We start from the raw sequence: 24,946 nt of genomic DNA, 5'->3' as shown, positions 1-24,946 counted from the left end.
GCGCGATGATGTCGGGCTCGGCCTCTGAATGATCAAGGTCATCGCCATCGCTGTCTGGATCTGCGCCGCCACGCTCGGCGCGGTGTTCTATTCGTTCCAGGCCGCCGGCGAAAAAGGCGTCGGCGAGAAGCCCAAGCCGATGCTGGGCGGGCTGGATTACGTCAAGACCGACGTCATTTCGGTGCCGTTGATCCGGGACTCCGGGATCGGCGGCTACTTCCTGGCCAAGCTCGTCTACACCGTCGAACCGGAGCAGATAAAGAAGCTGTCGATTCCTGCCGAGGCGCTGATCACCGATCAGGTCTACACCTACCTCTATTCCAATCCCCAGATCGACTTCAGCAAGAAGGCAACGATCGACCTCGATGCCTTTCGCGCCGCGATCCGCGATGCCATCAACACCCGCGTCGGCGCGACCCTGGTGCACGAGGTTCTGATCGATCAGGTGAATTTCCTGAGCAAGGACGAAATCCGCGACAATTGGCTGCGCCGTCGGCAGGATTCCACCACCCCCGCGCCCGAGACAGCCAAGCCGGGCGAAACCGAGGCGCCGCCGGCCCACTGACCGGCGGGCTTGTCCCGGCAGCTCGCCAGGTGCGGCGATAGGAACCACTCCGAGCAATTCGCGTTGACGTAAACGTCAACCCGCCGCTATATGCGGCAGCGATTGTAATCGCCTCGAGGCAGCAAGGGCTTCGGCCGGACCGAAATTCCCTGCATGACGGATGCAACCAGACAGGAGAACAGCGTGAGCGTTCAGGAGATTGCCGAGAAGATCAAGTCGCGCGTGGCCAGCAGCGGGTTCGATCGTTCCGTGAAATTCGACACCGGCAGCGACGGCGTCATCGTCATCGACGGCGCAACCGTCTCGAACACCGATGCCCCCACCGACTGCACCATCAAGCTCTCGCTCGACGATCTGGACTCGCTGATATCAGGCGACCTGAACCCGACCATGGCGTTCATGACAGGCAAGATCAAAGTCGAAGGCGACATGACGGTGGCGATGGCGCTCAGCCAGCTGATCGGCTGAGCGGAGGCTGCTGCCCGTTGGGCTCATGAACCGCAAAAAACGCCGCCTTCCGGGCGGCGTTCTTGTTAGGGAGACAGCGGGGCGGCCTCAAGCGGCCATCGTCGCCTGCGCCTTCAGTTTGCGTCCCGCCGCCTTCAGCGTGCCTTGCGCGCCGTCGAGCGCGCCTTCCACCAGTTCCAGTGCCAGCAAGCGGTGCCGCTCATAGGGCCCTGGCATGGCGAGCGAACCGGTCCTGGCGGCTGAGAAGCCGAAGCGTCCGTAATAGGGCGCGTCGCCGACCAGCAGGATCGCCGCGTGGCCCAGCCGCGCGGCTTCCGCGACCGCATGGCGCATCAGCGCCGAGCCGATGCCGGCATTCTTGAGCGACGGATCGACGGCGAGCGGGCCAAGCAGCAACGCCGCCCGACCGCCCTCGCCCAGCCTGACATCCCACAGCCGCACCGTACCGGCGACGCCGCCCGATGCATCGCGCGCGACGAAAGCCAGCCCTTCCGAAGGCCGGCGACCGCGCCGCAGCTTCTCCGACGATTTTTTCCGCCGCATCGGCCCCATGGCACGATCGAGCAAGGCTTCGCGTGCCGCGACGTCGGCACCGGTTTCGGCGACCATTGCGAAGGCCGGCGCATGAGCTACGATTTCAACTGACATTTCCATTTCCGCAATCCTTGGCGAGCGGAGATCTGTTCCACAAGCGAAGCCGGGCGGACGGCAAGCGCCCGCGCCGGATGATCTGATCGGTTCTCAACGCATTTTCAGGCGAAGTGGTGGCCGAAAATGCGCCAAATAAAGAACCGTCAGATCACGTAGGATCGGAGAGGCTCGAAGCCGTTGAACGCCACCGCAGAATAGGTGGTCGTGTAGGCGCCGGTGCCTTCAATCAGCACCTCGTCGCCGATGGTCAGCGACAAGGGCAGCGGATATGGCGTCTTCTCGTACATCACGTCGGCCGAATCGCAGGTCGGGCCGGCCAGCACGCACGGCGCGGTCTCCGAGCCGTCATGGCGGGTAACCAGGGGATAGCGGATCGCCTCGTCCATGGTCTCGGCCAGGCCGCCGAACTTGCCGATATCGAGGAACACCCAGCGCACATTGTCATTGTCGGCTTTCTTCGAGATCAGCACGACTTCCGACTTGATGACGCCGGCATTGCCGACCATGCCACGACCCGGCTCGATGATGGTTTCCGGAATGGCATTGCCGAAATGCTTGCGCAGCGCCGAGAAGATCGCCTGGCCGTAGGCCTGGGCGACCGGCACGTCACGCAGGTAACGCGTCGGGAACCCGCCGCCCATATTGACCATCTTCAGCACGATGCCCTCCTCGGCGAGCGTCGCGAACACCTTCTTGGCGTCGGCCAGCGCACGGTCCCAGGCGGTCAGGTCGGTCTGCTGGGAGCCGACATGGAACGACACGCCATAGGCGTCGAGGCCGAGCCCCTTGGCATGGCGCAGCACGTCGACGGCCATCGCGGGCACGCAGCCGAACTTGCGCGACAGCGGCCATTCGGCGCCCTCGCCGTCGGTCAGCACGCGGCAGAACACGCGCGCCCCCGGAGCGACGCGGGCGACCTTCTCGACCTCCTCGACGCAATCGACCGCGAACAGGCGGATGCCGAGCTGATAGGCACGTGCGATGTCACGCTCCTTCTTGATGGTGTTGCCGAAGGAGATGCGGTCCGCGGGCGCACCCGCGTCCATCGCCATCTCGACTTCGGCAACCGATGCGGTGTCGAAGGACGAGCCCATCGCAGCAAGCAGGCGCAGGATTTCCGGCGCCGGGTTTGCTTTCACCGCATAGTAGATCTTGGAATCGGGCAACGCCTTCTCGAAGGCGCGGAAATTGTCGCGCACGACATCGAGGTCGACGACGAGGCAGGGGCCGGACGGACGTCGGGTGGCGAGGAAGTCGAGGATGCGCTGGGTAGCCATCGGGTTTCTCCATCACGCCTTTCGGCGCGCACAAGGGTGCGGACGCGGGCTGTCGGCCTCGCGAACACGCGGTCAAACAAAGGCGGGACGGAAATTCCATGGAACCAGCCGGTGGAGACCCCGGAACCATGAAACGCCGTCTCGCGGCGATGAACCTCGGCCTTGCCCGGCTTCGGTCCGCTTTGTCTGCCTTGGCTTGGATTGGGAGAACCCCGTTCCGCACTGCCGGCAATGAAGGTGTGCCTCTTCAGTAACCCCGGTCTTTGGACGACCGGCAGAGAACCAGAAAGGCCCGCACCGTCGTTGCTTCAAGGTGTCCTCGGTCTGGCGGTTGGCCGCTAAACCGACTGGAGGGGTTGGCTCCAGTTACCTTACCGATTTCCCTCACCATTCGAGGATCGGCGGACACCCACAGGCACGTGCGACTTTGGGCAAGCGCGATATATGGCCGGTGGCCGTCACAATCAATAAAAATCGTATCCAAGGTTGTAAAATTTCTGGCATCGAACAATGTAGACGCAATCGTATCCGGATATCGAACGATGACAGGCACGCACGGCCCTCTCAACGCCTTTCTCGATCTTCGCCAGATGCCGGTGGCCAACGCCGAGCTCGGCCCGCTCGCCGGCCTGCGTCTGGCCGTCAAGGACATTTACGACGTCGCCGGCTACCGCACCGGCTGCGGCAATTTACGGAAGTTCGCGCACAGCAATGCCGCCTCGCGCACGGCACCCGCCGTGCAGACGATTCTCGATGCCGGCGCGCGCTTCGTCGGCAAGACGCAGACCGACGAGCTTGCCTTCGCGCTGTTCGGCCAGAACGCGCATTTCTCGTTTCCGGTGAACCCCGCCGCACCCGACCGCGTCACCGGTGGCTCGTCGTCGGGGTCGGCGTCCGCAGTGGCCGGCAGGCTGGCCGACATCGCCACGGGCTCCGACACCGGCGGCTCGATCCGCGCGCCGGCTAGCTTTTGCGGGCTGATCGGGCTGCGCACCACCCATGGCCGCATTTCGCTCGATGGCGCCATGAAGCTGGCGCCGAGCTTCGACACGTTCGGCTGGTTCGCCGACGACATCGAGACCTACGAGACCGTCGGCAAGCTGCTGCTTGGCCGCGACCCGCACCAGCATTCCCTCGACCGCCCACTGACGCTCGGCTGGCTGGACGAGATGGTCGCTCGCCCAGCACTTGCCGAATATGCCGGGATGAAGGCACTGGCGAGCGCGGTTTTCGGCGCCCTGGCCACAACGGCGACGCACTTCAGCTCGTCCCCGGATGAACTCTACTGGTGCTTTCGCCGGCTGCAGGCCAAGGAAGCCTGGGGCGTGCATGGCGAATGGATCACCAGCGGCGAGCGCGAACTTGGCCCCGGCGTCGAGGAGCGATTCGGCTTCGGCCGCGCCGTCGATGACCGCACGGCGCAGGCCGAGAAAGTGCGCCGCCTGACGTTCCGCGGCGAACTCGGCGCCCTGCTCGGCACGGACGGCTTCCTCGTCCTGCCGACGGTGCCGGGTCCGGCGCCCTACGTCGACAGCACCCCGGAACAGTTCCAAACTTATCGCGAGCGAGCCCTGCATCTTCTATGCTTGGCGGGGCTGTCCGGCTTTCCACAGATCACCTTGCCCATCGGCTCGGTCGCCGGCGCACCGTTCGGCCTGTCGCTGCTGGGCCCTTCCGGCAGCGACATTGCCCTGATACGGCTCGGCCGAAAACTTCTCGACGCAGCACAAAGGGCCTGAACAACCATGGACACACTGACCCGCATGCGCGCCTTCATCGACGTCGTCGAGGCCGAGGGCTTTTCAGCGGCGGCGCGCAAGATCGGCCGCTCCAAGGCACTGCTGTCGAAATATGTGCGCGAGCTGGAGGACGAACTCGGCGCGCTGCTGCTCAATCGCACGACGCGCCAGTTCTCGATGACCGAGGCCGGCCACACATACTACCGGCGCGCCTCGGAGATCGTGCGCGAGGTCGACAGCCTGGCCGACGCCGTGCGCGAATCCTCCGGCGACGTACGCGGCAGGATCAAGCTGTCGGCGCCGCGCACCTTCGCCGACGCCCCGGTCGGCCAATCGCTGATCGACTTCGCCAAGCAGCACCCCGACATCGTGCTCGACATCCAGCTCGACGATCGCTTCGTCGACCTCGTCGAGGAAGGTTTCGACCTCGCGGTGCGCATCTCCAGGCTGGAAAATTCGTCGTTGATCGCCCGGCGCCTGGCGCCGTTTTCCGTGAAGCTGTGCGCCTCGCCCGAACTGATTGCCAAGCATGGCATGCCGACGCGGCCGCAGGATCTCGGCCACATGCCCTGTATCGTCGACACCAATGGCCGCGGGCTCAACAACTGGGGGTTCAAGGGCGACAACAACGATCAGCTGAGCGTCGCCGTGTCAGGACCGATCGAGGTCAACAGTCCGATGACGGCGCGAGCCGCCGCCCTGTCGGGGCTCGGATTCTGCATGCTGCCGGATTTCATCGCCGCGCCCGACCTCAAGTCCGGCCAGTTGGTGACGGCGCTCGACGACCGCATCCTGTCCGGCGGCGGCATCTTCGCCGTCTATCCGCACCGCCGTTATCTGCCGGCCAAGGTCCGGGTTTTCGTCGACTTCCTGGTGCAGTGGTTCCGGACGCGCGAGATCGCCTGAGTGTTCTTTGCCTCGTCGCGGTCCCAATTTCGCCCCCTTTCTGATAGCCCCTCGCCCTCACCTCCAAAGCCAAGGGAATCGCGACCGGGAATGCAGTTCAAACGGCACGCAATGATGCTGGCTTCGGCCGTGGCGGCGACCTTTGTCGCCACGGGGCCGGCTTACGTGCATCCGCACGTCTTCGCCGAGGCCCGCCTCGACGTGATCCTCTCTGCGGATCACCAAAGTGTGAAAGCGCTGCGTCATCTCTGGCGTTTCGACGACCTGTTTTCGAGTACGGTGATGATGGAGTTCGACAAGAACTCAGACCTGAAGCTTGACGACAAGGAGCTGAAGGATGTCGCCGACACCGTTCATGCCTCGCTGGCCGAATTCAACTATTTCCAGCTCGTCACGCAGAACGGCAAGGATGTGACGATGGTGCCGCCGCCACATTTGATGGCCAATTTCGACAACGACCAGTTGATCATCCTGTTCGAGTCGGAACCCAAGGTGCCGATCAAGCTGACCGGCACGATCGACATCGGCGTCTACGATCCGACTTTCTATACGGCGATCGACTTTACCGAGGATTCCAACATCACGGTCGAAGGCCTGCCGTCGAACTGTACCAAAAAGGTGATCCGTCCAGATCCGGATGAGGCCATCAAGGAAAACCAGAAGACCTTGACCGATGCCTTCTTCAACGACCCGACAGGCACCGACATGAGCAAGATCTTCGCGACCAAGCTCGAACTGACCTGTCAGCCAGAAGGATGAAACCGGTGACGAAACCGTCCCTGCGTTTGGCACTAGGCCTGTTGGCCCTCACCTTTGCCGCGATGCATTTCGCCAATGCCGCCCATGCCCAGTCTTCGCTCGGCATCGGCGTCAATGACGGCATGGCGCCGACCACCGGTCCGTTCGCCCACATCCTGATGTGGATCAATCTCAGGCAGCAGGAATTCTACCGCGCTCTTGCCGGTGCCATGAAGGCCATGCGCCAGGATGGCAGCAAGATCTGGATCCTCATCGGCCTGTCCTTCGCCTACGGCATTTTCCACGCCGCCGGCCCCGGCCACGGCAAGGCGGTGATCTCCTCCTACATGGTCGCCAATGAAGTGGCGCTGCGGCGCGGCATCCTGTTGTCCTTCGTCTCGGCGCTGCTGCAGGGCCTGACGGCGATTGTGGTGATGCTGCTTGCCTATTTCGTCCTGCGCGGCACCACCATCTCGATGACCGACGCGGCGTGGTTCATGGAGATCATGAGCTTTGCCCTCGTCACCCTGTTCGGCGCCTGGCTCTTGTGGCGCAAGCTCGGCCCTTCCATCCTGCGCCTGTTCGGCAGGGCGCCCGCCTACAGCCTGTCGGCGGCCCACGCCGGCCATTCGCACGGTGGCCACTCGCATGCTGGCCACGCGCACGCGGGTCATTCCCACGCCGGCCATTCGCATGCCGCGCACGGCCATTCGGCGCCTGCCCATTCGCACGCGCTGCGGGTCCATGACGACCACGACCATGTGCATGACCATTCGGCGCATGATCATCACGACCACGGCGCGCATGACCATGACCACGGAGCGCACGATCACGCCCATCATGATCACGCCCATCATGACCATGGGGTGGGCGAGGTCTGCGAAACCTGCGGCCACTCGCATGCGCCCGATCCGGCGTTGCTGTCGGGCGACCGCTTCGACTGGCGCACCGCCTGGTCGGCGGTGGCGGCTGTCGGCATCCGCCCCTGCTCCGGCGCGTTGATCGTGCTGAGCTTTGCCCTCCTCAACGGGCTCTGGCTCGGCGGCCTGCTGTCGGTGCTGGCAATGTCGCTGGGAACCGCCATCACCGTCTCGGCGCTGGCGACGCTTGCCGTCACCGCCAAGAACTGGGCGGTGTATTTCGCCGGCGACGGCCGCATGGGCAACCGCATCCATTCGATCGTCGAGATCGGCGGCGCCGCCTTCGTCTTCCTGTTCGGATTGTTGCTGCTGTCGGCCAGCCTGGCCGGCGCTTGAGTGGCGTCAAATGTCTGGGTTCTAAGATTTAGCTGCTGATTTATGAGGCTCTTCGACTTGCCATTTCCGAATGGCGAATAAACTATTTTAACGAGTTGCCGTCTTTCGTGTGGGCGTGTCAGGCTCATGCGGGTATCTCGCGATGAACAAAGACTTCAGGACGTTTTTGTCGCGTATGGCGCTCGGCATCCCCGCCGTCGTTGCAGGAGTGGTATTACGCCCGTTTTGGCTGTCTGAATGGGGAATGCCCACTTTTATTTTTTTGGCATGGCTCGCAACGTCAATAGCGATAATTTGGGCAGGAAAAGGAACCCGAAATTCGTTCCTCATGGGCATCATTGTGGGAGGCAGTTTTGCACTGGCTCTTGTTGTAGTAGCTCTTACCCACAGCGTCCTTGTCGGAATAGGTTTATTGCTGGCTTTGCTTTACGTGGGAGCAAAGACGAGATTCTTCGCGAGGTGGGGCGAACAAGACAATTCTCGTTCGAAAGAGTAGCGGCTTCAGCGGATTTCAGACGCTATGCTTGCCGCCCAGTTCATCCTCGATATGCGCGCGGATAATCTCGTCAAAGCTCTTCTCGGCGCTGAAGCCGAGTTCCCGTGACCGCCGCGCCTCGAACCGGGTCGGCCAGCCCTTGACGATCGCCCAGATCGTTTCGTCCGGCACCTCGCGGATCAGCTTTGCCACCTTCGGCCCAGCGATGCGCTCCAGCGCCTCGATCTGCTCGCCGACGGTGACGGCGACGCCGGGCATCGTCAGGTTGCGGCGCGGCCCGACCGCGGCGCCGTCGATCCCCGCGGCATGGATCAGGAAACCCACCGCCGAGCGCGGACTCGCGTGGGTGTGGACGACGGAGCGCGGCACCGGGAGGATCGCCTCATGGCCGCTCAGCGGCTCGCGGATGATGCCGGAGAAGAAGCCGGAGGCCGCCTTGTTCGGCGCGCCGGGCCGCACGCAGATTGTCGGCAGACGGATGCCGATGCCGTCGAAGAAGCCGCGCCTGGAATAGTCGGCCAGCAGCGCTTCGCTCATCTGCTTCTGCGTGCCGTAGGAGGTCAGCGGCGTCGGATGGAATTCATCGGGAATGACGTCCGGGAACGGCGCACCGAACACCGCGATCGACGAGGTGAAGACGACGCGCGGCGCAAAGCCCGCCAGACGGATGGCATCGAACAGCGCGCGCGTGCCGTCGAGATTGACGCGATAGCCGAGATCGAAATTCGCTTCCGCCTCGCCCGACACGATGCCGGCAAGATGGAAGACAACATCGGGGCGCGACGAGACCAGGCTCTCGGCGGCACCCGGCGCGGCGAGATCGCCGGTATGGGTGCTGATGGTGACGCCAGCCATGGCCGGGGCCTCCGGCGGCACGATATCGTGCAGATCGAGCGCGGTGATCGTCTTGCCGCTGAGCTGTCCATCCTTGGCCAGCCGGGCGATGAGCTTGCGGCCGACCATGCCCGCGGCGCCGGTGATCAGAATGCGCATGTCAGAATTCCCTTACTTGCCCTGATTTTTGCGCTGGGTGCGCGCGCGCAGCCAGAACACGAGGAAGAACGCCAGCACGAAGACGATGCCGAAGATGCCGGCCAAAACGGTCGAAAAACTGCCGAGAGCCAGCATCACCGTCGGCAGGTAGAAGGCCGCAATGCCGAAAAGAAGCATGATCCACAGCGCTGCGATAGCCGCATTCCTGGTGTCGCGGTCCATCAGGCCGCACCGGGGCAGCGGGCATTCGTCGAGCTGACTTTCAAGGCTGTGGAACTCCTGTGACAAGGCCGATCGATAGCAATGGACCGGGCCTAGTGATAGTGGCGGTGATGCGGGGCCGCATCATGTGCATGACCGTGGTCGTCGCTTTCATCGGCGCACTGGCCGAATTCCGGTTCAACCGTGGCATGGCTGATGCCGTGCTCGCTGGCAAGCCGCTTCTTGATCGTGCTCACCGCTTGATGCGCGTCGACGCCCTCGTCGAGGCAGGCATGCAGCGTCGCCATGGTGCTGGCGCCATCGAGCGACCAGATATGCATATGGTGCACCTCGCGCACCCCCTTGACCGCATTCTGGATGTCGGCCGCGATCAGGTCGCGGTCAAGGCTTGGCGGCACGCCTTCGAGCAGCACATGGGCGGCGGCACGCATCAGCGACCAGGCCGTCGACAGGATCAGCAGCGAGACCAGCACCGACAGGATCGGGTCGATCGGCGTCCAGCCGGTTGCCAGGATGACGATGGCCGCCACGATCGCCGCGGCCGATCCGAGCAGATCGCCCAGCACATGCAAGATGGCGCCGCGCATGTTGAGGCTCTCGCGGTCACCGCCATGCAGCACCAGGAAGGAGCCGATATTGACCAGCAGGCCGAGGATCGCCACCACCAGCATCGGTCCGCCCAGCACCGGCGCCGGTGTAAGCAAGCGTCCCCAGGCTTCATAGACGATCCACAGCGCGATGACGAAGATGGCGATGCCGTTGGTATAGGCCACCAGTGTCTTGACCCGGCCGAATCCATAGGTGAGCCGTCCCGTCGCCGGCCGCCCGGCGAGATGGAAGGCGTACCAGGCGAGACCGAGCGCGATGGCGTCGGCAAGCATATGGCCGGCATCCGCCAGCAGCGCCAGCGACCCGGTGAAGAAGCCGCCGAGCGCCTCCGCCACCATGAACCCTGCCGTCAGCCCGGCCGCGATCAGCACGCGCCTCTTGTCGGTCGAACCATGCACATGGCCAGCGCCATGATCGTGCCCGCCGTGATCGTGGGTATCCGCCAATGGCTACTCCCGTTACGCCCCAAATTCCGCGCGAAAATCCTCGAGCCGTCGCTTCTGCTGGCCGGCGCCATCGAAATTGGCCGGATCGAGCCACGCTTCGTAGGCCCTTCGCAAGGCCGGCCATTCCTTGTCGATGACCGAATACCATGCGGTGTCGCGGTTTTCACCCTTGACGATGAGGTGCTGGCGGAAAATGCCCTCGAACTTGAAGCCGAACCGTTCGGCGGCCCGCTTGGATGGCTCGTTGCGGTTGTTGCACTTCCATTCGTAACGGCGGTAGCCGAGCGCCTCGAAGATGTATTTCATGAACAGGAACTGCGCTTCGGTCGCCGCCGCCTTGCGCGAGATCAGCGGGCCCCAATAAATGTTGCCGATCTCGATGACGCCATAGACTGGATCGATGCGCATCAATGTCTGGCGCCCGGCGACCTTGCCGCTGGCCTTGTCGATAATGGCGAAGAACAGCGGATCCTCGCTCGCCTCGGCCTTGTCCAGCCATGGCTGGAAGGCCGCACGGGTTTCCGGCGGATAATCTGGCAGCCAGGCGAAGCGGCCGTCGACATCGGGCACGGAAGACGCTTCATAAAGCCCATCGCCGTGCTTTGCGGCGCTCAGCGGTTCAAGCCGGACATATCGACCGTCGATCGCCTTGCGCTCCGGACGCGGACGTGGCTGCCAATTCGCGAGATTTTCCGACACCGAACACTCCAATCCGTTTGACTTTTGCGGCCCAAGGCTCACAAAAACGCGACCCAACAGTAAGAACCACACGGACGGGAAAAATGCTCCACACGATTTCGGCCTTCGACCGTCTCGGCGAGGAAAATGCCTTCGCGGTGCTCGCGAGGGCAACCGCACTTGCCCAACAGGGCCGCGACATCGTCAACCTCGGCATCGGCCAGCCGGACTTCAAGACGCCGCAGCACATCGTCGAGGCGGCGATCAAGGCACTGCGTGACGGCCACCATGGCTACACGCCGGCCAACGGTCTTCTGGCAACGCGCGAGGCGGTGGTACGCCGCACGCTGACCACCACCGGCGTCGAGGTCTCGCCCGAGACAGTGATGATCCTGCCCGGCGGCAAGCCGACCATGTTCGCCGCGATCCTGATGTTCGGCGAGCCGGGCGCCGAGATTCTCTATCCCGACCCCGGCTTTCCCATCTATCGTTCGATGATCGAGTTCACCGGTGCGGCACCAATACCGGTGCCGATGCGTGAGGAGAACGGCTTTGCCTTCTCGGCCGAGGAGACGCTGGCGCTGATCACCCCGAAGACCAGGCTCTTGATCCTCAACTCGCCGGCCAACCCGACCGGCGGCGTCACGCCGCGCGCCGAGATCGAGAAGCTGGTCAAGGGGTTGGAGAAGCACCCCGACGTCGCCATTATGTCCGACGAGATCTACGACGTGATGACCTATGACGGCGAGACGCATTGCTCGCTGCTCGGCTACCCCGAAATCCGCGACCGGCTGATCGTGCTCAACGGCTGGTCGAAGACCTGGGCGATGACCGGCTGGCGCATGGGCTGGTCGATCTGGCCGAATGGCGACAAGGGCGCGCATCTCTACGACAAGGTGCGCAAGCTGGCGGTCAATTGCTGGTCCTGCGTCAACGCGCCCAGCCAGTTCGCCGGCATCGCGGCCATCGACGGCCCCCAGGACGACGTCGACACGATGATGCGCGCCTTCGACCGCCGCCGGAAGGTCGTGGTCGAGGGCCTGAACGCCTTGCCCAACATTTCCTGCATCACGCCCAAGGGTGCGTTCTACGCCTTCCCCAATGTCTCGAAGACCGGCTGGAAGGCCAAGAAGCTAGCCTCCGCGCTGCTCGACGAAGCCGGCGTGGCGCTGATCGGCGGCCCTGATTTCGGCATTCTCGGCGAAGGCTATGTCAGGCTATCCTACGCCAATTCCGAGGAGAACATTCTGCGCGCGCTGGAGCGGATCGGAGCGTTCCTCGCCAGGTAGATTTCAAAGCAGGCCGGTGCCCTTTCCAGGCAGTTTGCGGCTGGCCGCCATGACGGTGTCATGATCCGTCCGGAGGCTCGAGGCCGAGACTGTGCGTGCGTGTCGGGAAGGGGTACCGTCCCAGAAACAGGATCGAACGGGGACGCCGGATGTTTTATGCAATCCTTGCCTATCACGTGGAAGGTGTGATCCAGGCGATGACGCCGCAGGAAGATGCGGCGTTGATGGCCGACCTGCTTAGGATCAACACCCGGCTTCATGAGGAAGGCACGCTTGGACCGTCGGCGCGTCTGGGGGCGACCGCGGACGCCTGCACGCTACGCGGCCCTGGCGACGGCACGATCATCGACGGCCCTTTCGCCGAGACCAAGGAACAGTTGCTCGGCCTCTATGTCGTCGACTGCGCCAAGCGGGACGAGGCTATCGCGATCGCCCGCGACCTTCGCCGCGTCAATCCGACCGCGGTCTACGAGATCAGGCCTATTGTGCTATTCAAGCCGGGCGTGCCGCTGGCCGGCAAATGAGCCGGCGGCGAAAGCGCGGCCAGCGTCCGCCGCTCACCCGCGTCCCACGAACGGCATCTTGGTCGCCATCACCGTCATGAACAGCACATTGGCGTCGAGCGGCAGGCTGGCCATGTGGACGACGGCATCGGCGACGCGCTGCACATCCATCACCGCTTCAGCTGATATCGAGCCGTTGGCCTGCGGCACGCCGACGGTCATCGGCTGCGCCATGTCGGTCAGCGCGTTGCCGATATCGATCTGGCCGCAGGCGATGTCGTAGGGACGACCGTCGAGCGCCAGCGTCTTGGTCAGCCCGGTAATGGCATGCTTGGTCGCCGTATAGGGCACCGAGCCCGGGCGTGGCGCATAGGCCGATACCGAGCCATTGTTGATGATGCGACCGCCCATCGGACGCTGCTTGCGCATGGCGCCGAACGCGGCGCGGGCGCACAGGAACGAACCGGTGAGATTGACGCCGACGATATCGTTCCACACCTCGACCGGGATCTCGTCGATCGGCGTCGACTTGTAACCCATGCCGGCATTGTTGAAGAGCAGGTCGACGCGGCCAAAGGCTTCCGCCACCGTCTCGAACAGGTCGTCGACCTCGCCGGCCTTGCTGATGTCGCAGGCAACCGCCAGTGCTTTGGCCTCGGTCGGTCCGGCCTCGGCGACGGCGGCATCCAGCACGGATTTGCGGCGGCCGCAGAATACCGTGTTCCAGCCTTCCTTGAGCAATGCCGTGGCGACGCTCTTGCCGATGCCCGTGCCGGCGCCGGTGACGATGGCGGTTCTTTGCTCGGTCATATCTATCCTCCGGCCGCGCCGCGCGTGCCTAACGTATCTTCGGGATCTGGCTCGGGAAGAAGGCATCGCAAATGGCGGTAGCGATGGCAAGCGCAGCCGCCGGCGCATGCCGTCGAAAAGTGGGAGCCGGTTTTTGAAGGAGCCTTGCAAGGGCCGACAAAAAGGGCGGTCATTGGCGACCGCCCTGATCTGAACCGGGCTTGGGAGGAGGAAAGCCGATCCGACTGTGTAGAATCATGCGCTTCCTGAGTTAACGAAAGGTTAACGCCGGAAAGGGCCGCCTGTGCCGATTTGGCCTACCAGCGCGGATTGGGCGAAGTCCCTGCCTTTGCTGCCGGAACCTTGGCCGCCGAAACCGTCGCCTCGACATGGTCGACCAGCGCGTCCGGCAGGCCAAGCCGGCCGGCGAGCAGGTCGAGATAGCCGCGCTCGGCGCGCGTGTCGGGATCGATGGTGAGGCGCGATGCCGTATAGAGTTCAAGCTTCTGCGCGTCAGTGTGGGCGCCCGCCACCAGCGTGTCGAGGTCGAGCGGGCTCTCCAGTTCCGCCATCAGGAATTTCTCGGCATCGGAGCCGATCCCCGAAAGGCTAAGCTTGCCGGCGATCTTCTTGCGCTCCTCGTCGTCGACATGGCCGTCGGCCTTGGCCGCCGAGATCATCGCCCGCACCAGGGTCAGCGTGAATTCGTCCTCGCCTTGCGGCGCCTGCGAGGGATGGAAGGCGGTGTCCCTGGGGGGCGGCAGCAATTCCGGCTCGCCGGCGGCAGGCGTCTGCTCCGGCGCGTTGCCGGCCTTGTAGTTCTGATAGGCCTTGTAGGCGAGGCCGCCGATCGCTGCCAGGCCACCGAGTTTCACCGCCGCACCGGTCACTTCGCGGCCGGCACCGGTCCCAAGCAGCACCGCCGCCAGGGCACCGGCGGCCAGTGGGTTATCCTTGGCCATCTGCACGGCCTGTCCCGCCTTGTCGCGGACGGTGCCGCTGGTGCCGGGAATTTGCGAGCCGAGGAGATCGTCGAGAAGCTTCTTGGGATCGAACATTCAGTGCCTCCAGCTTTTGCCCGGCCGAACGGGCAGGTTTCGAACGCCGAAGACGTAGGTCCCGAAGCTTGACATTGCAATGACAGGCGGCCGCTTTGCCGGGGGCTCCGATGCCCCGGGGGGTCACGACCCGATATGCGGCCCCTTGCCGCGCGCTTGCGCCAGCTCGACCTGCCGCTGGCGCTCTGCATAGCGCTGGCGGTCCTCGTCGCTACGGGCGTCGAAGCAATGCGGGCAAGAGACACCGGCGGCATATTTTGGCGACGCGAGCTCGCCTGCCGTCAGCGGATGGCGGCAGGCGCGGCAAAGCTCGGCATCGCCCTCGGCGAGGCCGTGCGACACCGAAACCCGTTCGTCGAAGACGAAGCACTCGCCTTGCCACAGGCTCTCTTCGGCCGGAACCTCTTCGAGATATTTGAGGATGCCGCCCTTGAGGTGGAACACGTCCTCGAAGCCGAGCGACTTGACATAGGCGGTGGCCTTTTCGCAGCGTATGCCGCCGGTACAGAACATCGCCACCTTGCGCCCCTCGAGTTCCGCCCGATGCGCCTCCACCCAGGCCGGAAACTCGCGAAAACTCGCGGTCGCCGGATCGACCGCACCCTTGAAGGTGCCGATCGACACCTCGTAGGCGTTGCGCGTGTCGATGACGATCGTGTCGGGCTCGGAAATCAGCGCGTTCCAATCGGCGGGCACGACATAGGTGCCGGCACTGGTCGCCGGGTCGATCGTCTCGACGCCCATGGTGACGATCTCGCGCTTCAGCCGCACCTTCATGCGGTGGAACGGCATTTCCACGGCTCTGCTGTACTTGACCTCGAGGCCCGCCAGCCCGTCGACGGTTTCGATATGACAGATGAGCTCGGCGATCGCCGCTTCGCTGCCGGCGACGGTGCCGTTGATGCCTTCATGCGCCAGAAGCAGCGTGCCCTTGATGCCGCGCCCGCAGCAGAAGGCCGCGAGCGGCGCGCGCAGCGTCTCGAAGGCGTCGAGCCGGGCAAACTTGTAGAGCGCGGCGACGCGGACAGGCTGGGATGGTGCGGACGGTGTCATTGCCAGAGCAACTAGACGCTCGTAAAAGCCGATTCAAGGCGAAACGGCTCGGCGGCTTGTCTTCGGTACCTGTCATGGCGGTGTCGGACAAGAGCCGGTAAGCTGTGCGATGGTGCGTGACATCGCGACGCGACCGGTTTCGTGGACAGGCCAACACCCGTCTGCTAATCGGTTGAAATCACCTTGAGATGGAGAGACAGATGCCAAGCAAGACCGAAAAACTCCTGTCGCTCCTCAACGGCCAGCGGGTCATACCGGTGCTGAAGATCAATGATGTCGCCAACGCGGTGCCATTGGCCCGTGCCCTGGCACGCGGTGGCCTGCCGGCGATCGAGATCACGCTGCGAACCGCGGATGCGCTGGAAGCGATCCGGCGGGTTGCGGCCGAAGTCGAGGAGGCCATCGTCGGCGCCGGCACCATCCTCGACAGCAGGCAGTTCGACGCGGCAGCCAGCGCCGGCTCGCGCTTCATCGTCAGCCCCGGCATCACGCGCGAGCTTCTGGCGGCCGCCGCCGACAGCGAGGTTCCATTGCTGCCCGGCGCGATCACGCCGGGCGAGATCATGGCCGCGCGCGAGGCGGGCCTGCGCTTCCTGAAATTCTTCCCAGCCGAGCAGTCTGGTGGCATCGCTTCGCTGAAGGCCTTCGCCTCGCCGCTCGCCGATGTCAAATTCTGCCCGACGGGCGGCATCACCGGCAAGAACGCCGCCGAGTACCTCAGCTTGCCCAATGTCATCTGCGTCGGCGGCTCCTGGGTCGCACCCGACGACATGGTGAAGGCCGGCAAGTGGGACGAAATCGAAGCGCTCGCACGCGCCGCCAGCCAGCTCAAGAAATAGCCGGTGACCATTCACCAGGGCAACGAACCGTTCTCATCGAAATAGCCACCGGTGGGGCCGCCGGCCTCCAGCGTCGCCAGCTGCACGATGATCCCGGCCGCCTGCTGGACCGTACGGCCGCCCTTGTTCGCATTGAGATCGGTCGCGGTGTAGCCGGGAGCGGCGGCGTTGACCATGATGCCGCGCGAAGAAAGCTCCTTGGCGAAGGCCACCGTGATGGCATTGAGCGCTGTTTTGGAGCTGCCATAACCCATGACATTGGGCGACTGGCCGTTGCCGGCGGCGCGCGCGATCGAACCGAGATAGCTGCTGACCATTACGATTCGGGCGGCGGGCGATGCCAGGAGCAGCGGCAGGAAGGCTTGGGTGACGCGAACCGGGCCGAAGACGTTGACGTCATAGGTGGCCTTCATATCAGCGACATCCTCGCGGCTTGGCGGCCGTTCGTAACGGCCGTTGGGACCGAGCGCGTCGACATAGCCGGGCGCGATGCCGGCATTGTTGACCAGCACGTCGAGGCTGGAGACCCGCGCCGTCAAGGTTCTGGCCGCGGCCGCTACACTGTCGTCGCTGGAGACGTCGAGTTCGAGCCATTCGACATCGAGCCCGTCGTCACGCAGCGCCTTTGCCGCGGCCTCCCCGCGCCCGGCATCGCGGGCGCCGAGCCAGGCCTTGAGGCCCGTGCCCCCCAGCCGGCGAACCGTCTCGAGGCCGATGCCCTTGTTGGCGCCGGTAACCAGCGCATTCATTTGCGTCGTCATTTCCATGTCTCCTTCTGTGAACCCAGAAATGACGTGCGCCCGCCAATTTCGCACGCCGGATACTCGCGCACTCTTGCCTAATCCTCTCAACCGGTTGCGCGGCCCGCATGGATCGGCAATGCTGAAGACATGGAAGAAATCTTGCAGGAATTGATCGCAATCGCTGGGCGCCATGCGCATGGGCGACGCACCAAGACAGCCATCCCGCGTGTCACCATTGGCCGCAGCGAGGTTGCGACCCCGCCGCTGCCCGAGCTTTGCCAACCGACGGTATTGCTCGTGCTGCAGGGGACGAAGGCCGTGCTGATCGGCGACCGCACGCTTGGCTATGGCGCCGGCAGCTATTTCGTCTATGCGGTGGAGACACCCGCCACCAGCCAGTTGATCGAAGCGAGCAGCGCCCGCCCCTATGTGGCCATCGCCTTCGCCCTCGATATCGGGCTGATCGCCAGCCTGCTCATCGACCACAAGCAGGCGGTCGATGGCGACAGCTTCGTGACCAACCGGGCCGATGACGAACTGCTCGATGCATGGCGCCGGATGCTGCGGCTGCTCGATCGGCCAGCCGAGATTCCGGTGCTCGCGCCCATGCTCGAACGCGAGATCGCATTCCGCCTGCTGCAAGGCCCGCAAGGGGCGAAGCTGCGCGAACTCGCACGCGCTGACGGCCGCCTGGCACAGATCCGCCGCGCCACCGCCTGGATACGATCGCACTACAACGAGCCAGTCGACGTGACGGAGCTGGCCGCGCTCGCGCATATGAGCAACGCTTCGTTCCATCGCCACTTCAAGGCGGCGACGGCGATGAGCCCGATCCAGTATCAGAAGCAGGTCCGTCTGCTGGAGGCGCGTCATCTGCTGATCGCGGAGCCGGGCAACGCCACGCGTGTCGCCTTTGCCGTCGGCTATGAGAGCGCCTCCCAGTTCAGCCGCGAATATGCGCGCCATTTCGGGCTGCCGCCGGCGCGCGACGCCGCACGGCTTTTGGCCAGGGGCGAAACAGCGACGCTGGAAATAGACTAACCTAGATCCTGGAGAAGGGTGAAACCGTTGCCCGCCTGGAACATCTGAAACCATCCGAAACAGATCCGGTCCGGCGGTTCCATCAAACGGGCAATCACGAAGCGATCTTGGAAAGCCCGCGATGACTTTCCACCAGCTCGGAGCCAACACGCATGAACCGCGCGAGGCGGCAAACAAAAAACCGGCCGGCTTCCGCCGACCGGTCCTTCAAAATCGACTTTGATCGATCAGTTGCAGACCTTGACCTCTCTGGTCACCTTGTGATGGTGCTTCCAACTCGTGACCACCCTGGTGTGGCAGTGCTTCTTCATCATATGCATATGGTTGTGGGTCTTGACGACAACGGTCTCTGCCTGTGAGGGAGCGATGGCCGCCGAAGTGGTTGCCAGCGCAATGACCGATGCCAATAGAATGTTCTTCATGGATATCCCCGGGGGTTTGAACGTACCCACACCAACCAGGTGATCAGCAAGCCGTTCCGGCCTCACGAGAAGTTCAGCCGCGCGTGATCTTGCGGGATCGAGGCGCCGCATGCATCACGCCTTCGGAAAGCAAGAAGCCGCGCCGGTCGCCCGGCGCGGCTTCTGGCGTTTCTGGCCAGCCGGTTACTTCGTCTGGAAGCGGGCGACCGACATGAACTTGACTGCATTGCCGGTGAAGCGATTCACGTCGGCCACCTCGTTGCTCGCCTGGAAGCCGGCCGTATAGACCTCGCTCGGCGGCGTATGCACGATATTGTAGGCGTAGCCCGGCGCCGTCGTCGCGCTCGAAACGGTGGCGACGTTCTCACCGCTGGTCAGTGCCCAACGGGCCGCCTGCGGTGCCGCGGCGACCACCATGGCCCTGGGGCCGGGCTTCTGGTCGCGGGCGGTGGCCCTGGCTTCCTTGCGGGTCGTCTTCACGCCGGCGCCAATTGCTGCGGCCGGATCGGAACCGGCCGGACGGGCGGCAACAGCCAGACGCGGCGATGCGGCATCGACACCAGACGGATCGTTGAAGGCCGAGCGCGGCTCTTCAGCCAACGACGCGACCTTGTATTCGTCGGCATTGCCGACCTGGGCCCCCACTTGGGCCCCGACTTGGGCATTGGCCTCCTCGAGCACCGCTTTGACGGCGTCGGGCTTGGCCGGCTCCGGCCGCGCCGACGGCAACACCGAGAACGCATCCGTCGCGGTCTTGCCCTGTTCGGCCGTATCCGCCAGCGCCATCAGCACATCCTTGCTGGGCGGCGTCGGTGCGAGTTCCGCGGGCAGCGTGCGTTCGGGACGCCATGTCGGCAAGGGGATGTTGTTGACCGCAACCTGCGCCGGATCGGCGGCGGCGGCAGCCGCCAGCGCCGCAGGGTCGGACTTGCCGAAAGGCATGTTCGCCGGCGCCTGCGCGGTCGCAACGGCTTGTTCAGTAGTCGTCGTCGCATCCGCCATGGCGAAGGGAACATTCTCAGGCTGCGCGCCGACATCCACCTTCGGCCGCGGTGCGAAATCCGGCAGCGGAATTTCCTTGGCCGGCAGCGCGGCAATGATCGTCTCGGGCGTATCCTGTTCCGGCTCCGGCGCCTGTTCGTCGGCGACCTGCGGAATGTCGGCGCGCTGCGCGTTCTCGGGCGCCACGATGGCGATACCCGGCAGGTTGCTGCTCTTGGCGGTCGCGGCCGGCTTCAGGTTCCTGGGCGCCGGAGCAGCCGAAGCGGTCTCTACGTCGGCGCTGTCGTCGGCCTCGTCTGCGCCGCCACCGCCGAAGAGGGCAGAAAGGAATCCGCCGGACTTCTTGCCGCTGCCGCCGGCGCTGGCCAGTTCGATGTTGGGTGTGCCCGAACCTTTGCGCGACTTGTAGGAGGCCAGCGCCTGTTCATAGCCGGGCAACGGCCGGCCGTCGCTCGGCACATGCAGCGTCTTGCCGTTGGGAAACAGGCTGACCAGTTCCTGGCGGCTGATGCCGGGCCAGTGGCGCACATTGCCGACATCCATGTGAACGAACGGCGAACCGGAAGTCGGATAGTAGCCGACGCCACCGCCCTGCATCTTCAGGCCGATATTGCGCAGCTTCTTCAGCGGCACGCCGGGAATATAGAAATCCATCGCCTTGCCGAGCATATGCTGGCTCTTCTCGGCGACACCGCGGCTGCGGCTGCGCAGCATCGAGTTGGTCGACGGCGAACGGTAACCGCAGACGACCTGGATATAGTCGGTGGCGCCGCTTTCGCGATATGCTTCCCAGACCAGGTCGAGCAGGCGCGGATCCATCTTGGTCGGTTCATTGCGGCGCCAGTCGCGCAGGATGATGTTGATCTTGCGCAGGCCCTCGGGAATGTAGCGGCCGTTTCGCTTGTAGACGATCTCGGCCTTTTCGTGCGTGTGGAGGTGATAGAGCTTCAGCGAACGAACTTCGGCCTGGGCGCCGGTGGCGGCCGCGGCAACAAAACCAAAAGCGACGATCACCGCTGCCAGCCATCTCGGCCAGACGCTCAAATGATTATGACGCCCGTTTCTGAATCGTTCGATTCTGTTCAAATCAAAAGGCCTTGCAGGCTGCCGTTTGTCCCCGGATTTGCCCAAACGGACGTGCGGTTTTCACATCCGAATATCGATCCTAATGGTTAATCATCGCTTATTGAAGCCGAAATGCGGTAACACCATGGCGATATCCCGTCAAAAATTGTTCACAAGATTTCTTGGTAAACCGCTGGTTTAGATCAGGATTCCGGTTTTGGCCGAACACGATCTGTTACCGTTAGCCTTAATGCGTGAACAGGCATGTCCACAGCCTCGCCCTATTTCAGCCGAACCGCCCGATACAGGGCCAAATCTGGCATTGCAGGCTGGTCTGGGCCTTGCGTCCGCTTCAGGACGCGAGGCGATCGACGCGTCCGGTTTCCGGGTCGATGCCGTATTCCTTCAGCTTACGGTAAAGCGTCGAACGGCCGATGCCGAGGCGGCGCGCGACTTCGCTCATCTGGCCGTTGTAGTGGTCGATGGCGAGCTTGATCATCTCGAGTTCGACATCGGCCAGCGCCCGCACATTGCCGCGTTCGTCGAGCGCCCGCAGTGTGCCGAACCTGGGCTGAAGCACGGCCGGCCGATCCGGCTCAGCCGTCGGCACCTCCTCGTCGAGCAGTCCAGGCGGCGATGAAAACTGTGGTGTCGCATCGTCCGTTTCGAGGTTGACGGTGCCTTCCACCTGCGCACGAATCTGGGGAAAATCGTCGACATCGAGCACGTCGCCGTCACACAGCACCGAGGCGCGGAAGACGGCGTTTTCCAACTGCCTGATGTTGCCGGGCCAATCATAGGCCTGCAGCACGGCAAGGGCTGCGGCCGAAATGCCCTGCAGGCGGTGGCGCGGGTCGGCGGGCGCTACCTTTTCCATGAAATGCGTGACCAGATGCGCAATGTCGTCACGGCGGTCGCGCAGCGGCGGCACGAAGATCGGGTAGACGTTGAGGCGGTAGAACAGATCCTCACGGAATTTGCCGTCCTTGACCTGCTGCAGGAGGTTGCGGTGCGTCGCCGAAATCAGCCTTATGTCGACCTTGACGGTCGAGCGGCCGCCGACCGGATCGACCTCGCCCTCCTGCACCGCCCGCAACAGCTTGACCTGCACGTCGAGCGGCAGGTCGCCGATCTCGTCGAGAAAAAGCGTGCCCGAATGCGCTTCGACGAACTTGCCGGTGTGCTTGTCGGTAGCCCCGGTGAACGAACCCTTCTCATGGCCGAACAGGATCGATTCGACGAGATTGTCGGGAATGGCGCCACAATTGACGGTGACGAAGGGTTTCGAGCGGCGGTCGCCGCTGCCCTGGATGGCGCGTGCCACCAATTCCTTGCCGACACCGGATTCGCCTTCGATCAGGATCGGGATGTTTGAGGCAGCCGCTTTCTGTCCGAGGCGTATCACCCTGTCCATGGCCGGACTGTGGGTGATCATGTCCTTGAAGGTCAGAAGCCCGCCGCGCTTGCGCGATGTGCGCTTGACCTCGCCTTCGACCGCTTCGACCTTGAGCGCGTTGGCGATCGAGGACTGCAATCTTTCGGGCGAAGCCGGTTTGACGACGAAATCGAAAGCACCATGGCGCATTGCCGAAACCACGGTTTCGATGCCGCCCTGCGCGGTCTGCACGATGACTGGAACGGTGATGTCACGTTCGCGCATCGCCTTCAGCACGCCGATGCCGTCAAGACCGGGCATGACCAGATCGAGAATCACCACCGAGATGTCGCGGGCGCCACGGCCATCGAGCACTTCGAGGCCGGCGGCACCGCCATCGACGACGACTGCCGTGTGGCCGAACCGCGTCACCGCCGCCTCGAGAAGCCGGCGCTGCACCGGATCGTCATCGACTATGAGTATGGAACCTGTCATGACTGTCTTGAACTGCCCGCGCCCGAAATCCCCATGGATCATCTTGGCACAGGGTTCTAAATAAGGTTTCAAAAAACCCGGTGAACGAATTCCTTAGGATTTGACCGGCTTCCCTGTTCCCCCTGATTCTGCTGCTTGATTCCGATCCCATAATTCACAGAAGGTATTGTCGATGCGCATGATGTTTGGTCGGCGGCTTGCGGCACCGGCGTCCGGTCAGGGCGCGGCCGAGCTTGGCGATCTGCCGGAATGGAACCTTGCCGACCTCTATGCCGGCATGGAAGCCCCGGAACTGAAGCGTGACATCGCCAAAGCCGCCGCCAACGCAATCGCCTTCGAGACTCGCTGGAAGGGTACGCTCGCGGCTGAGGCCGGACGCGGCAACGCCGGCCGACTGGGCGAGGCGCTGGTCGCCTACGAGGCACTTGAGGAACTGATCGGCCGCATCGTCTCCTATGCCGGCCTCGTCTATGCCGGCAACACCGCCGATCCGCAGCGCGCCAAGCTCTATGGCGACATCCAGGAGAAGATGACCGATGCCAGCGCGCATCTGCTGTTCTTCGCCCTCGAACTGAACCTGATCGATGACGCCGCGATCGAAAGCGCCCTCGCCGCCGATCCGGCTTTCGGCCACTACCGGCCTTGGGTCCTCGACCTGCGCATGGACAAGCCCTACCAGCTTGAGGACCGCGTCGAGCAGCTTTTCCACGAGAAGTCGATCACCGGACGTGGCGCCTGGAACCGCCTGTTCGACGAGACGATGACCGACCTTCGCTTCGACGTCGATGGCGAGGACATGACGCTGGAGCCGGCGCTCAACCGCCTGCAGGATGCCGATGGCGAGGTGCGCCGGCGCGCCTCCGAGGCGCTGGCCGCGACCTTCCGCAAGAATTTGCGCACCTTTACCCTGATCACCAACACTCTGGCCAAGGACAAGGAAATTTCCGACCGTTGGCGCGGCTTCGAGGACATCGCCGATTCACGCCATCTCGCCAACCGTGTCGAGCGCGGCGTGGTCGATGCGCTGGCCACCGCGGTGCGCGAGGCCTATCCACGCCTGTCGCATCGCTACTACGCGATGAAGGCCCGGTGGCTCGGCATGGAGGTGATGAACCACTGGGACCGCAATGCGCCGCTGCCCGAGACCCCCCAGGCGGTGATCGGCTGGGACGAGGCCAGGAACACCGTGCTCTCCGCCTATCAGCGCTTCTCGCCGGAGATGGCCGAGATCGCGCGCACCTTCTTCGACCGCAAGTGGATCGACGCCCCGGTTCGCCCGGGCAAGTCGCCCGGCGCGTTCGCCCATCCGACCGTGCCGTCGGCGCATCCCTATGTGCTGCTCAATTACATGGGCAAACCGCGCGACGTGATGACGCTGGCGCACGAGCTCGGCCACGGCGTCCATCAGGTGCTGGCCGCCGGCCAGGGCGCGCTGATGGCGTCGACGCCGCTGACGCTGGCCGAGACGGCGTCCGTCTTCGGCGAGATGCTGACGTTCCGTTCGCTGCTCGAGCAGACGACCGACCGGCGCGAGCGCAAGGCCATGCTCGCCCAGAAGGTCGAGGACATGATCAACACGGTCGTGCGCCAGATCGCCTTCTACGAATTCGAGCGCAAGGTGCATGCCGAGCGCCGCAACGGCGAACTGACATCCGACCGGCTCGGCCAGTTCTGGCTGGAAGTGCAGGCCGAAAGCCTCGGCCCCGCGATCAAGCTGCGTGACGGCTACGAAGTGTTCTGGACCTACATCCCGCACTTCATCCACTCGCCCTTCTATGTCTACGCCTATGCGTTCGGCGACTGCCTGGTGAACTCGCTCTATGCCGTCTATCAGAACGCCGAGCGCGGTTTTCAGGACAAGTATTTCGAGATGTTGCGCGCCGGCGGCACCAAGCATCATTCGCAGCTGCTGGCGCCCTTCGGTCTCGACGCCACCGATCCCGCCTTCTGGCAGATCGGGCTCGGCGTCATCGGTGGCCTGATCGACGAACTGGAATCCCTCGACAGCTGAGACACCTCTCGAATGAACAGAACAGTTTAGCCGGAATGCATGTTGGGATCGAACTATTCTTGCGCTAAATATTTGTTCTAGAACAACTCTAGGCGGAAGTTTTTCCCATAGCTTTCCACAAGCCCTATGATAGCCTTCGCTGCAAGCTCAGCCGGAGCGCATGCGGATCGGCGAGGGAAAATCTCGGCCGGCCGTGACGCTCAGGCGAACGCGACAA

The 24,946-nt window shown here is 63.9% G+C and carries 25 protein-coding genes; 12 read left to right on the top strand and 13 right to left on the bottom strand.

The genetic code is table 11. The features are described 5' to 3' along the window. The first annotated feature begins 28 nt into the window (after nt 1-28). Nucleotides 29-565 (top strand): hypothetical protein, encoded by a 537-nt coding sequence (locus EB233_RS10235; RefSeq protein WP_027056791.1) that lies wholly within the window; start codon nt 29-31, stop codon nt 563-565. A 183-nt stretch (nt 566-748) separates the two neighbouring features. Beyond that, a complete protein-coding gene (locus tag EB233_RS10230) occupies nt 749-1,033 on the top strand; it encodes an SCP2 sterol-binding domain-containing protein (protein ID WP_027056790.1) in 285 nt (94 codons plus the stop codon). Between the two features lie 87 nt (nt 1,034-1,120). Here the strand turns inward: EB233_RS10230 and EB233_RS10225 are convergent, their stop codons facing one another. Next, nucleotides 1,121-1,687 carry a GNAT family N-acetyltransferase gene (locus EB233_RS10225; protein WP_027056789.1) on the bottom strand — a complete coding sequence of 189 codons (567 nt, stop codon included), beginning with the start codon at nt 1,685-1,687 and terminating at the stop codon, nt 1,121-1,123. A gap of 140 nt (nt 1,688-1,827) precedes the next feature. After that, nucleotides 1,828-2,961 (bottom strand): ornithine/lysine decarboxylase, encoded by a 1,134-nt coding sequence (odc2, locus tag EB233_RS10220; RefSeq protein ID WP_064988963.1) that lies wholly within the window; start codon nt 2,959-2,961, stop codon nt 1,828-1,830. Nucleotides 2,962-3,503: 542 nt separating this feature from the next. Between odc2 and EB233_RS10215 the strand changes: the two genes are divergently transcribed. The 5 genes from EB233_RS10215 (at nt 3,504) to EB233_RS10195 (ending at nt 8,096) form a co-directional block, all read left to right on the top strand. Further along, nucleotides 3,504-4,700 (top strand): amidase, encoded by a 1,197-nt coding sequence (locus EB233_RS10215; protein ID WP_064988964.1) that lies wholly within the window; start codon nt 3,504-3,506, stop codon nt 4,698-4,700. 6 nt (nt 4,701-4,706) lie between these two features. Continuing rightward, the gene (locus EB233_RS10210) at nt 4,707-5,606 is read left to right on the top strand and encodes a LysR family transcriptional regulator (RefSeq protein ID WP_027056786.1); all 900 of its coding nucleotides are present in this window, start codon (nt 4,707-4,709) and stop codon (nt 5,604-5,606) included. 90 nt (nt 5,607-5,696) lie between these two features. Beyond that, a complete protein-coding gene (locus EB233_RS10205) occupies nt 5,697-6,365 on the top strand; it encodes a DUF1007 family protein (RefSeq protein ID WP_064988965.1) in 669 nt (222 codons plus the stop codon). Next, the gene (locus tag EB233_RS10200) at nt 6,362-7,600 is read left to right on the top strand and encodes a nickel/cobalt transporter (protein WP_064988966.1); all 1,239 of its coding nucleotides are present in this window, start codon (nt 6,362-6,364) and stop codon (nt 7,598-7,600) included. Before EB233_RS10205 ends, EB233_RS10200 begins: the two co-directional genes overlap by 4 nt. Before the next feature lie 142 nt (nt 7,601-7,742). Further along, nucleotides 7,743-8,096 (top strand): hypothetical protein, encoded by a 354-nt coding sequence (locus tag EB233_RS10195; protein WP_244277627.1) that lies wholly within the window; start codon nt 7,743-7,745, stop codon nt 8,094-8,096. Between the two features lie 15 nt (nt 8,097-8,111). Here EB233_RS10195 and denD read toward each other — a convergent pair whose 3' ends face one another. From denD to EB233_RS10175, 4 genes are all read right to left on the bottom strand, one after another. After that, nucleotides 8,112-9,089: a D-erythronate dehydrogenase gene (denD, locus tag EB233_RS10190; protein WP_064988967.1), complete on the bottom strand. Its 978-nt coding sequence runs from the start codon at nt 9,087-9,089 to the stop codon at nt 8,112-8,114. Nucleotides 9,090-9,101: 12 nt separating this feature from the next. Continuing rightward, on the bottom strand, nt 9,102-9,314 hold the full coding sequence (locus EB233_RS10185) for a hypothetical protein (protein ID WP_027056782.1): 213 nt from the start codon (nt 9,312-9,314) through the stop codon (nt 9,102-9,104). A gap of 89 nt (nt 9,315-9,403) precedes the next feature. Then, entirely contained in the window at nt 9,404-10,366 is a 963-nt protein-coding gene (locus EB233_RS10180; RefSeq protein ID WP_064988968.1) for a cation diffusion facilitator family transporter, read from the bottom strand. A 12-nt stretch (nt 10,367-10,378) separates the two neighbouring features. Continuing rightward, the gene (locus EB233_RS10175; RefSeq protein WP_064988969.1) at nt 10,379-11,065 is read right to left on the bottom strand and encodes a GNAT family N-acetyltransferase; all 687 of its coding nucleotides are present in this window, start codon (nt 11,063-11,065) and stop codon (nt 10,379-10,381) included. Between the two features lie 83 nt (nt 11,066-11,148). Here EB233_RS10175 and EB233_RS10170 point away from each other — a divergent pair, with 83 nt between their 5' ends. Next, complete coding sequence (locus EB233_RS10170; RefSeq protein ID WP_027056779.1) at nt 11,149-12,333, top strand: pyridoxal phosphate-dependent aminotransferase; 1,185 nt, start codon at nt 11,149-11,151, stop codon at nt 12,331-12,333. A gap of 149 nt (nt 12,334-12,482) precedes the next feature. Further along, the gene (locus EB233_RS10165) at nt 12,483-12,857 is read left to right on the top strand and encodes a YciI family protein (RefSeq protein WP_064988970.1); all 375 of its coding nucleotides are present in this window, start codon (nt 12,483-12,485) and stop codon (nt 12,855-12,857) included. A gap of 33 nt (nt 12,858-12,890) precedes the next feature. On the opposite strand, the gene EB233_RS10160 is transcribed toward EB233_RS10165, so the two are convergent. The 3 genes from EB233_RS10160 to trhO all read right to left on the bottom strand — a co-directional run bounded on the left by EB233_RS10160 (nt 12,891) and on the right by trhO (nt 15,736). Continuing rightward, nucleotides 12,891-13,646: an SDR family oxidoreductase gene (locus tag EB233_RS10160; RefSeq protein WP_027056777.1), complete on the bottom strand. Its 756-nt coding sequence runs from the start codon at nt 13,644-13,646 to the stop codon at nt 12,891-12,893. A 296-nt stretch (nt 13,647-13,942) separates the two neighbouring features. Next, nucleotides 13,943-14,683, bottom strand: a complete 741-nt coding sequence (locus EB233_RS10155) for a tellurite resistance TerB family protein (RefSeq protein WP_027056776.1) — start codon at nt 14,681-14,683, stop codon at nt 13,943-13,945. 123 nt (nt 14,684-14,806) lie between these two features. After that, on the bottom strand, nt 14,807-15,736 hold the full coding sequence (trhO, locus tag EB233_RS10150) for an oxygen-dependent tRNA uridine(34) hydroxylase TrhO (protein ID WP_027056775.1): 930 nt from the start codon (nt 15,734-15,736) through the stop codon (nt 14,807-14,809). Between the two features lie 200 nt (nt 15,737-15,936). Here trhO and EB233_RS10145 point away from each other — a divergent pair, with 200 nt between their 5' ends. Next, a complete protein-coding gene (locus EB233_RS10145) occupies nt 15,937-16,575 on the top strand; it encodes a 2-dehydro-3-deoxy-phosphogluconate aldolase (protein ID WP_064988971.1) in 639 nt (212 codons plus the stop codon). Between the two features lie 11 nt (nt 16,576-16,586). Here EB233_RS10145 and EB233_RS10140 read toward each other — a convergent pair whose 3' ends face one another. Then, nucleotides 16,587-17,336, bottom strand: a complete 750-nt coding sequence (locus EB233_RS10140; RefSeq protein WP_064989006.1) for an SDR family NAD(P)-dependent oxidoreductase — start codon at nt 17,334-17,336, stop codon at nt 16,587-16,589. Nucleotides 17,337-17,465: 129 nt separating this feature from the next. On the opposite strand from EB233_RS10140, the gene EB233_RS10135 reads away from it, so the two are divergent. Further along, on the top strand, nt 17,466-18,359 hold the full coding sequence (locus EB233_RS10135) for an AraC family transcriptional regulator (protein ID WP_064988972.1): 894 nt from the start codon (nt 17,466-17,468) through the stop codon (nt 18,357-18,359). A gap of 227 nt (nt 18,360-18,586) precedes the next feature. Here EB233_RS10135 and EB233_RS10130 read toward each other — a convergent pair whose 3' ends face one another. The 3 genes from EB233_RS10130 to EB233_RS10120 all read right to left on the bottom strand — a co-directional run bounded on the left by EB233_RS10130 (nt 18,587) and on the right by EB233_RS10120 (nt 22,718). After that, nucleotides 18,587-18,781, bottom strand: a complete 195-nt coding sequence (locus tag EB233_RS10130; RefSeq protein ID WP_064988973.1) for a hypothetical protein — start codon at nt 18,779-18,781, stop codon at nt 18,587-18,589. Nucleotides 18,782-18,964: 183 nt separating this feature from the next. Next, entirely contained in the window at nt 18,965-20,827 is a 1,863-nt protein-coding gene (locus EB233_RS10125) for a peptidoglycan L,D-endopeptidase MepK (protein ID WP_064988974.1), read from the bottom strand. A gap of 373 nt (nt 20,828-21,200) precedes the next feature. Continuing rightward, the gene (locus EB233_RS10120) at nt 21,201-22,718 is read right to left on the bottom strand and encodes a sigma-54-dependent transcriptional regulator (protein WP_064989007.1); all 1,518 of its coding nucleotides are present in this window, start codon (nt 22,716-22,718) and stop codon (nt 21,201-21,203) included. Nucleotides 22,719-22,890: 172 nt separating this feature from the next. Here EB233_RS10120 and EB233_RS10115 point away from each other — a divergent pair, with 172 nt between their 5' ends. Further along, the gene (locus EB233_RS10115; RefSeq protein ID WP_064988975.1) at nt 22,891-24,729 is read left to right on the top strand and encodes a M3 family oligoendopeptidase; all 1,839 of its coding nucleotides are present in this window, start codon (nt 22,891-22,893) and stop codon (nt 24,727-24,729) included. Nucleotides 24,730-24,946: the final 217 nt, after the last annotated feature.

It is taken from the genome of Mesorhizobium erdmanii (genome assembly GCF_013170725.1).
Taxonomy (GTDB): domain Bacteria; phylum Pseudomonadota; class Alphaproteobacteria; order Rhizobiales; family Rhizobiaceae; genus Mesorhizobium; species Mesorhizobium erdmanii.
This window is presented reverse-complemented; position numbering and strand designations above follow the sequence as displayed.

Excerpts from the sequence above, each read along its gene's own strand:
- EB233_RS10205 (WP_064988965.1), top strand. The coding sequence starts at position 5,697 with ATGCAGTTCAAACGGCACGCAATGATGCTGGCTTCGGCCGTGGCGGCG.
- EB233_RS10135 (WP_064988972.1), top strand. The coding sequence starts at position 17,466 with ATGGAAGAAATCTTGCAGGAATTGATCGCAATCGCTGGGCGCCATGCG.
- EB233_RS10235 (WP_027056791.1), top strand. The coding sequence starts at position 29 with ATGATCAAGGTCATCGCCATCGCTGTCTGGATCTGCGCCGCCACGCTC.
- EB233_RS10140 (WP_064989006.1), bottom strand. The coding sequence starts at position 17,336 with ATGACGACGCAAATGAATGCGCTGGTTACCGGCGCCAACAAGGGCATC.
- EB233_RS10215 (WP_064988964.1), top strand. The coding sequence starts at position 3,504 with ATGACAGGCACGCACGGCCCTCTCAACGCCTTTCTCGATCTTCGCCAG.
- EB233_RS10145 (WP_064988971.1), top strand. The coding sequence starts at position 15,937 with ATGCCAAGCAAGACCGAAAAACTCCTGTCGCTCCTCAACGGCCAGCGG.
- EB233_RS10210 (WP_027056786.1), top strand. The coding sequence starts at position 4,707 with ATGGACACACTGACCCGCATGCGCGCCTTCATCGACGTCGTCGAGGCC.
- EB233_RS10155 (WP_027056776.1), bottom strand. The coding sequence starts at position 14,683 with ATGTTCGATCCCAAGAAGCTTCTCGACGATCTCCTCGGCTCGCAAATT.
- EB233_RS10200 (WP_064988966.1), top strand. The coding sequence starts at position 6,362 with ATGAAACCGGTGACGAAACCGTCCCTGCGTTTGGCACTAGGCCTGTTG.
- EB233_RS10225 (WP_027056789.1), bottom strand. The coding sequence starts at position 1,687 with ATGGAAATGTCAGTTGAAATCGTAGCTCATGCGCCGGCCTTCGCAATG.
- EB233_RS10130 (WP_064988973.1), bottom strand. The coding sequence starts at position 18,781 with ATGAAGAACATTCTATTGGCATCGGTCATTGCGCTGGCAACCACTTCG.
- EB233_RS10160 (WP_027056777.1), bottom strand. The coding sequence starts at position 13,646 with ATGACCGAGCAAAGAACCGCCATCGTCACCGGCGCCGGCACGGGCATC.
- EB233_RS10120 (WP_064989007.1), bottom strand. The coding sequence starts at position 22,718 with ATGACAGGTTCCATACTCATAGTCGATGACGATCCGGTGCAGCGCCGG.
- EB233_RS10195 (WP_244277627.1), top strand. The coding sequence starts at position 7,743 with ATGAACAAAGACTTCAGGACGTTTTTGTCGCGTATGGCGCTCGGCATC.
- EB233_RS10165 (WP_064988970.1), top strand. The coding sequence starts at position 12,483 with ATGTTTTATGCAATCCTTGCCTATCACGTGGAAGGTGTGATCCAGGCG.
- EB233_RS10115 (WP_064988975.1), top strand. The coding sequence starts at position 22,891 with ATGCGCATGATGTTTGGTCGGCGGCTTGCGGCACCGGCGTCCGGTCAG.
- trhO (WP_027056775.1), bottom strand. The coding sequence starts at position 15,736 with ATGACACCGTCCGCACCATCCCAGCCTGTCCGCGTCGCCGCGCTCTAC.
- denD (WP_064988967.1), bottom strand. The coding sequence starts at position 9,089 with ATGCGCATTCTGATCACCGGCGCCGCGGGCATGGTCGGCCGCAAGCTC.
- EB233_RS10170 (WP_027056779.1), top strand. The coding sequence starts at position 11,149 with ATGCTCCACACGATTTCGGCCTTCGACCGTCTCGGCGAGGAAAATGCC.
- odc2 (WP_064988963.1), bottom strand. The coding sequence starts at position 2,961 with ATGGCTACCCAGCGCATCCTCGACTTCCTCGCCACCCGACGTCCGTCC.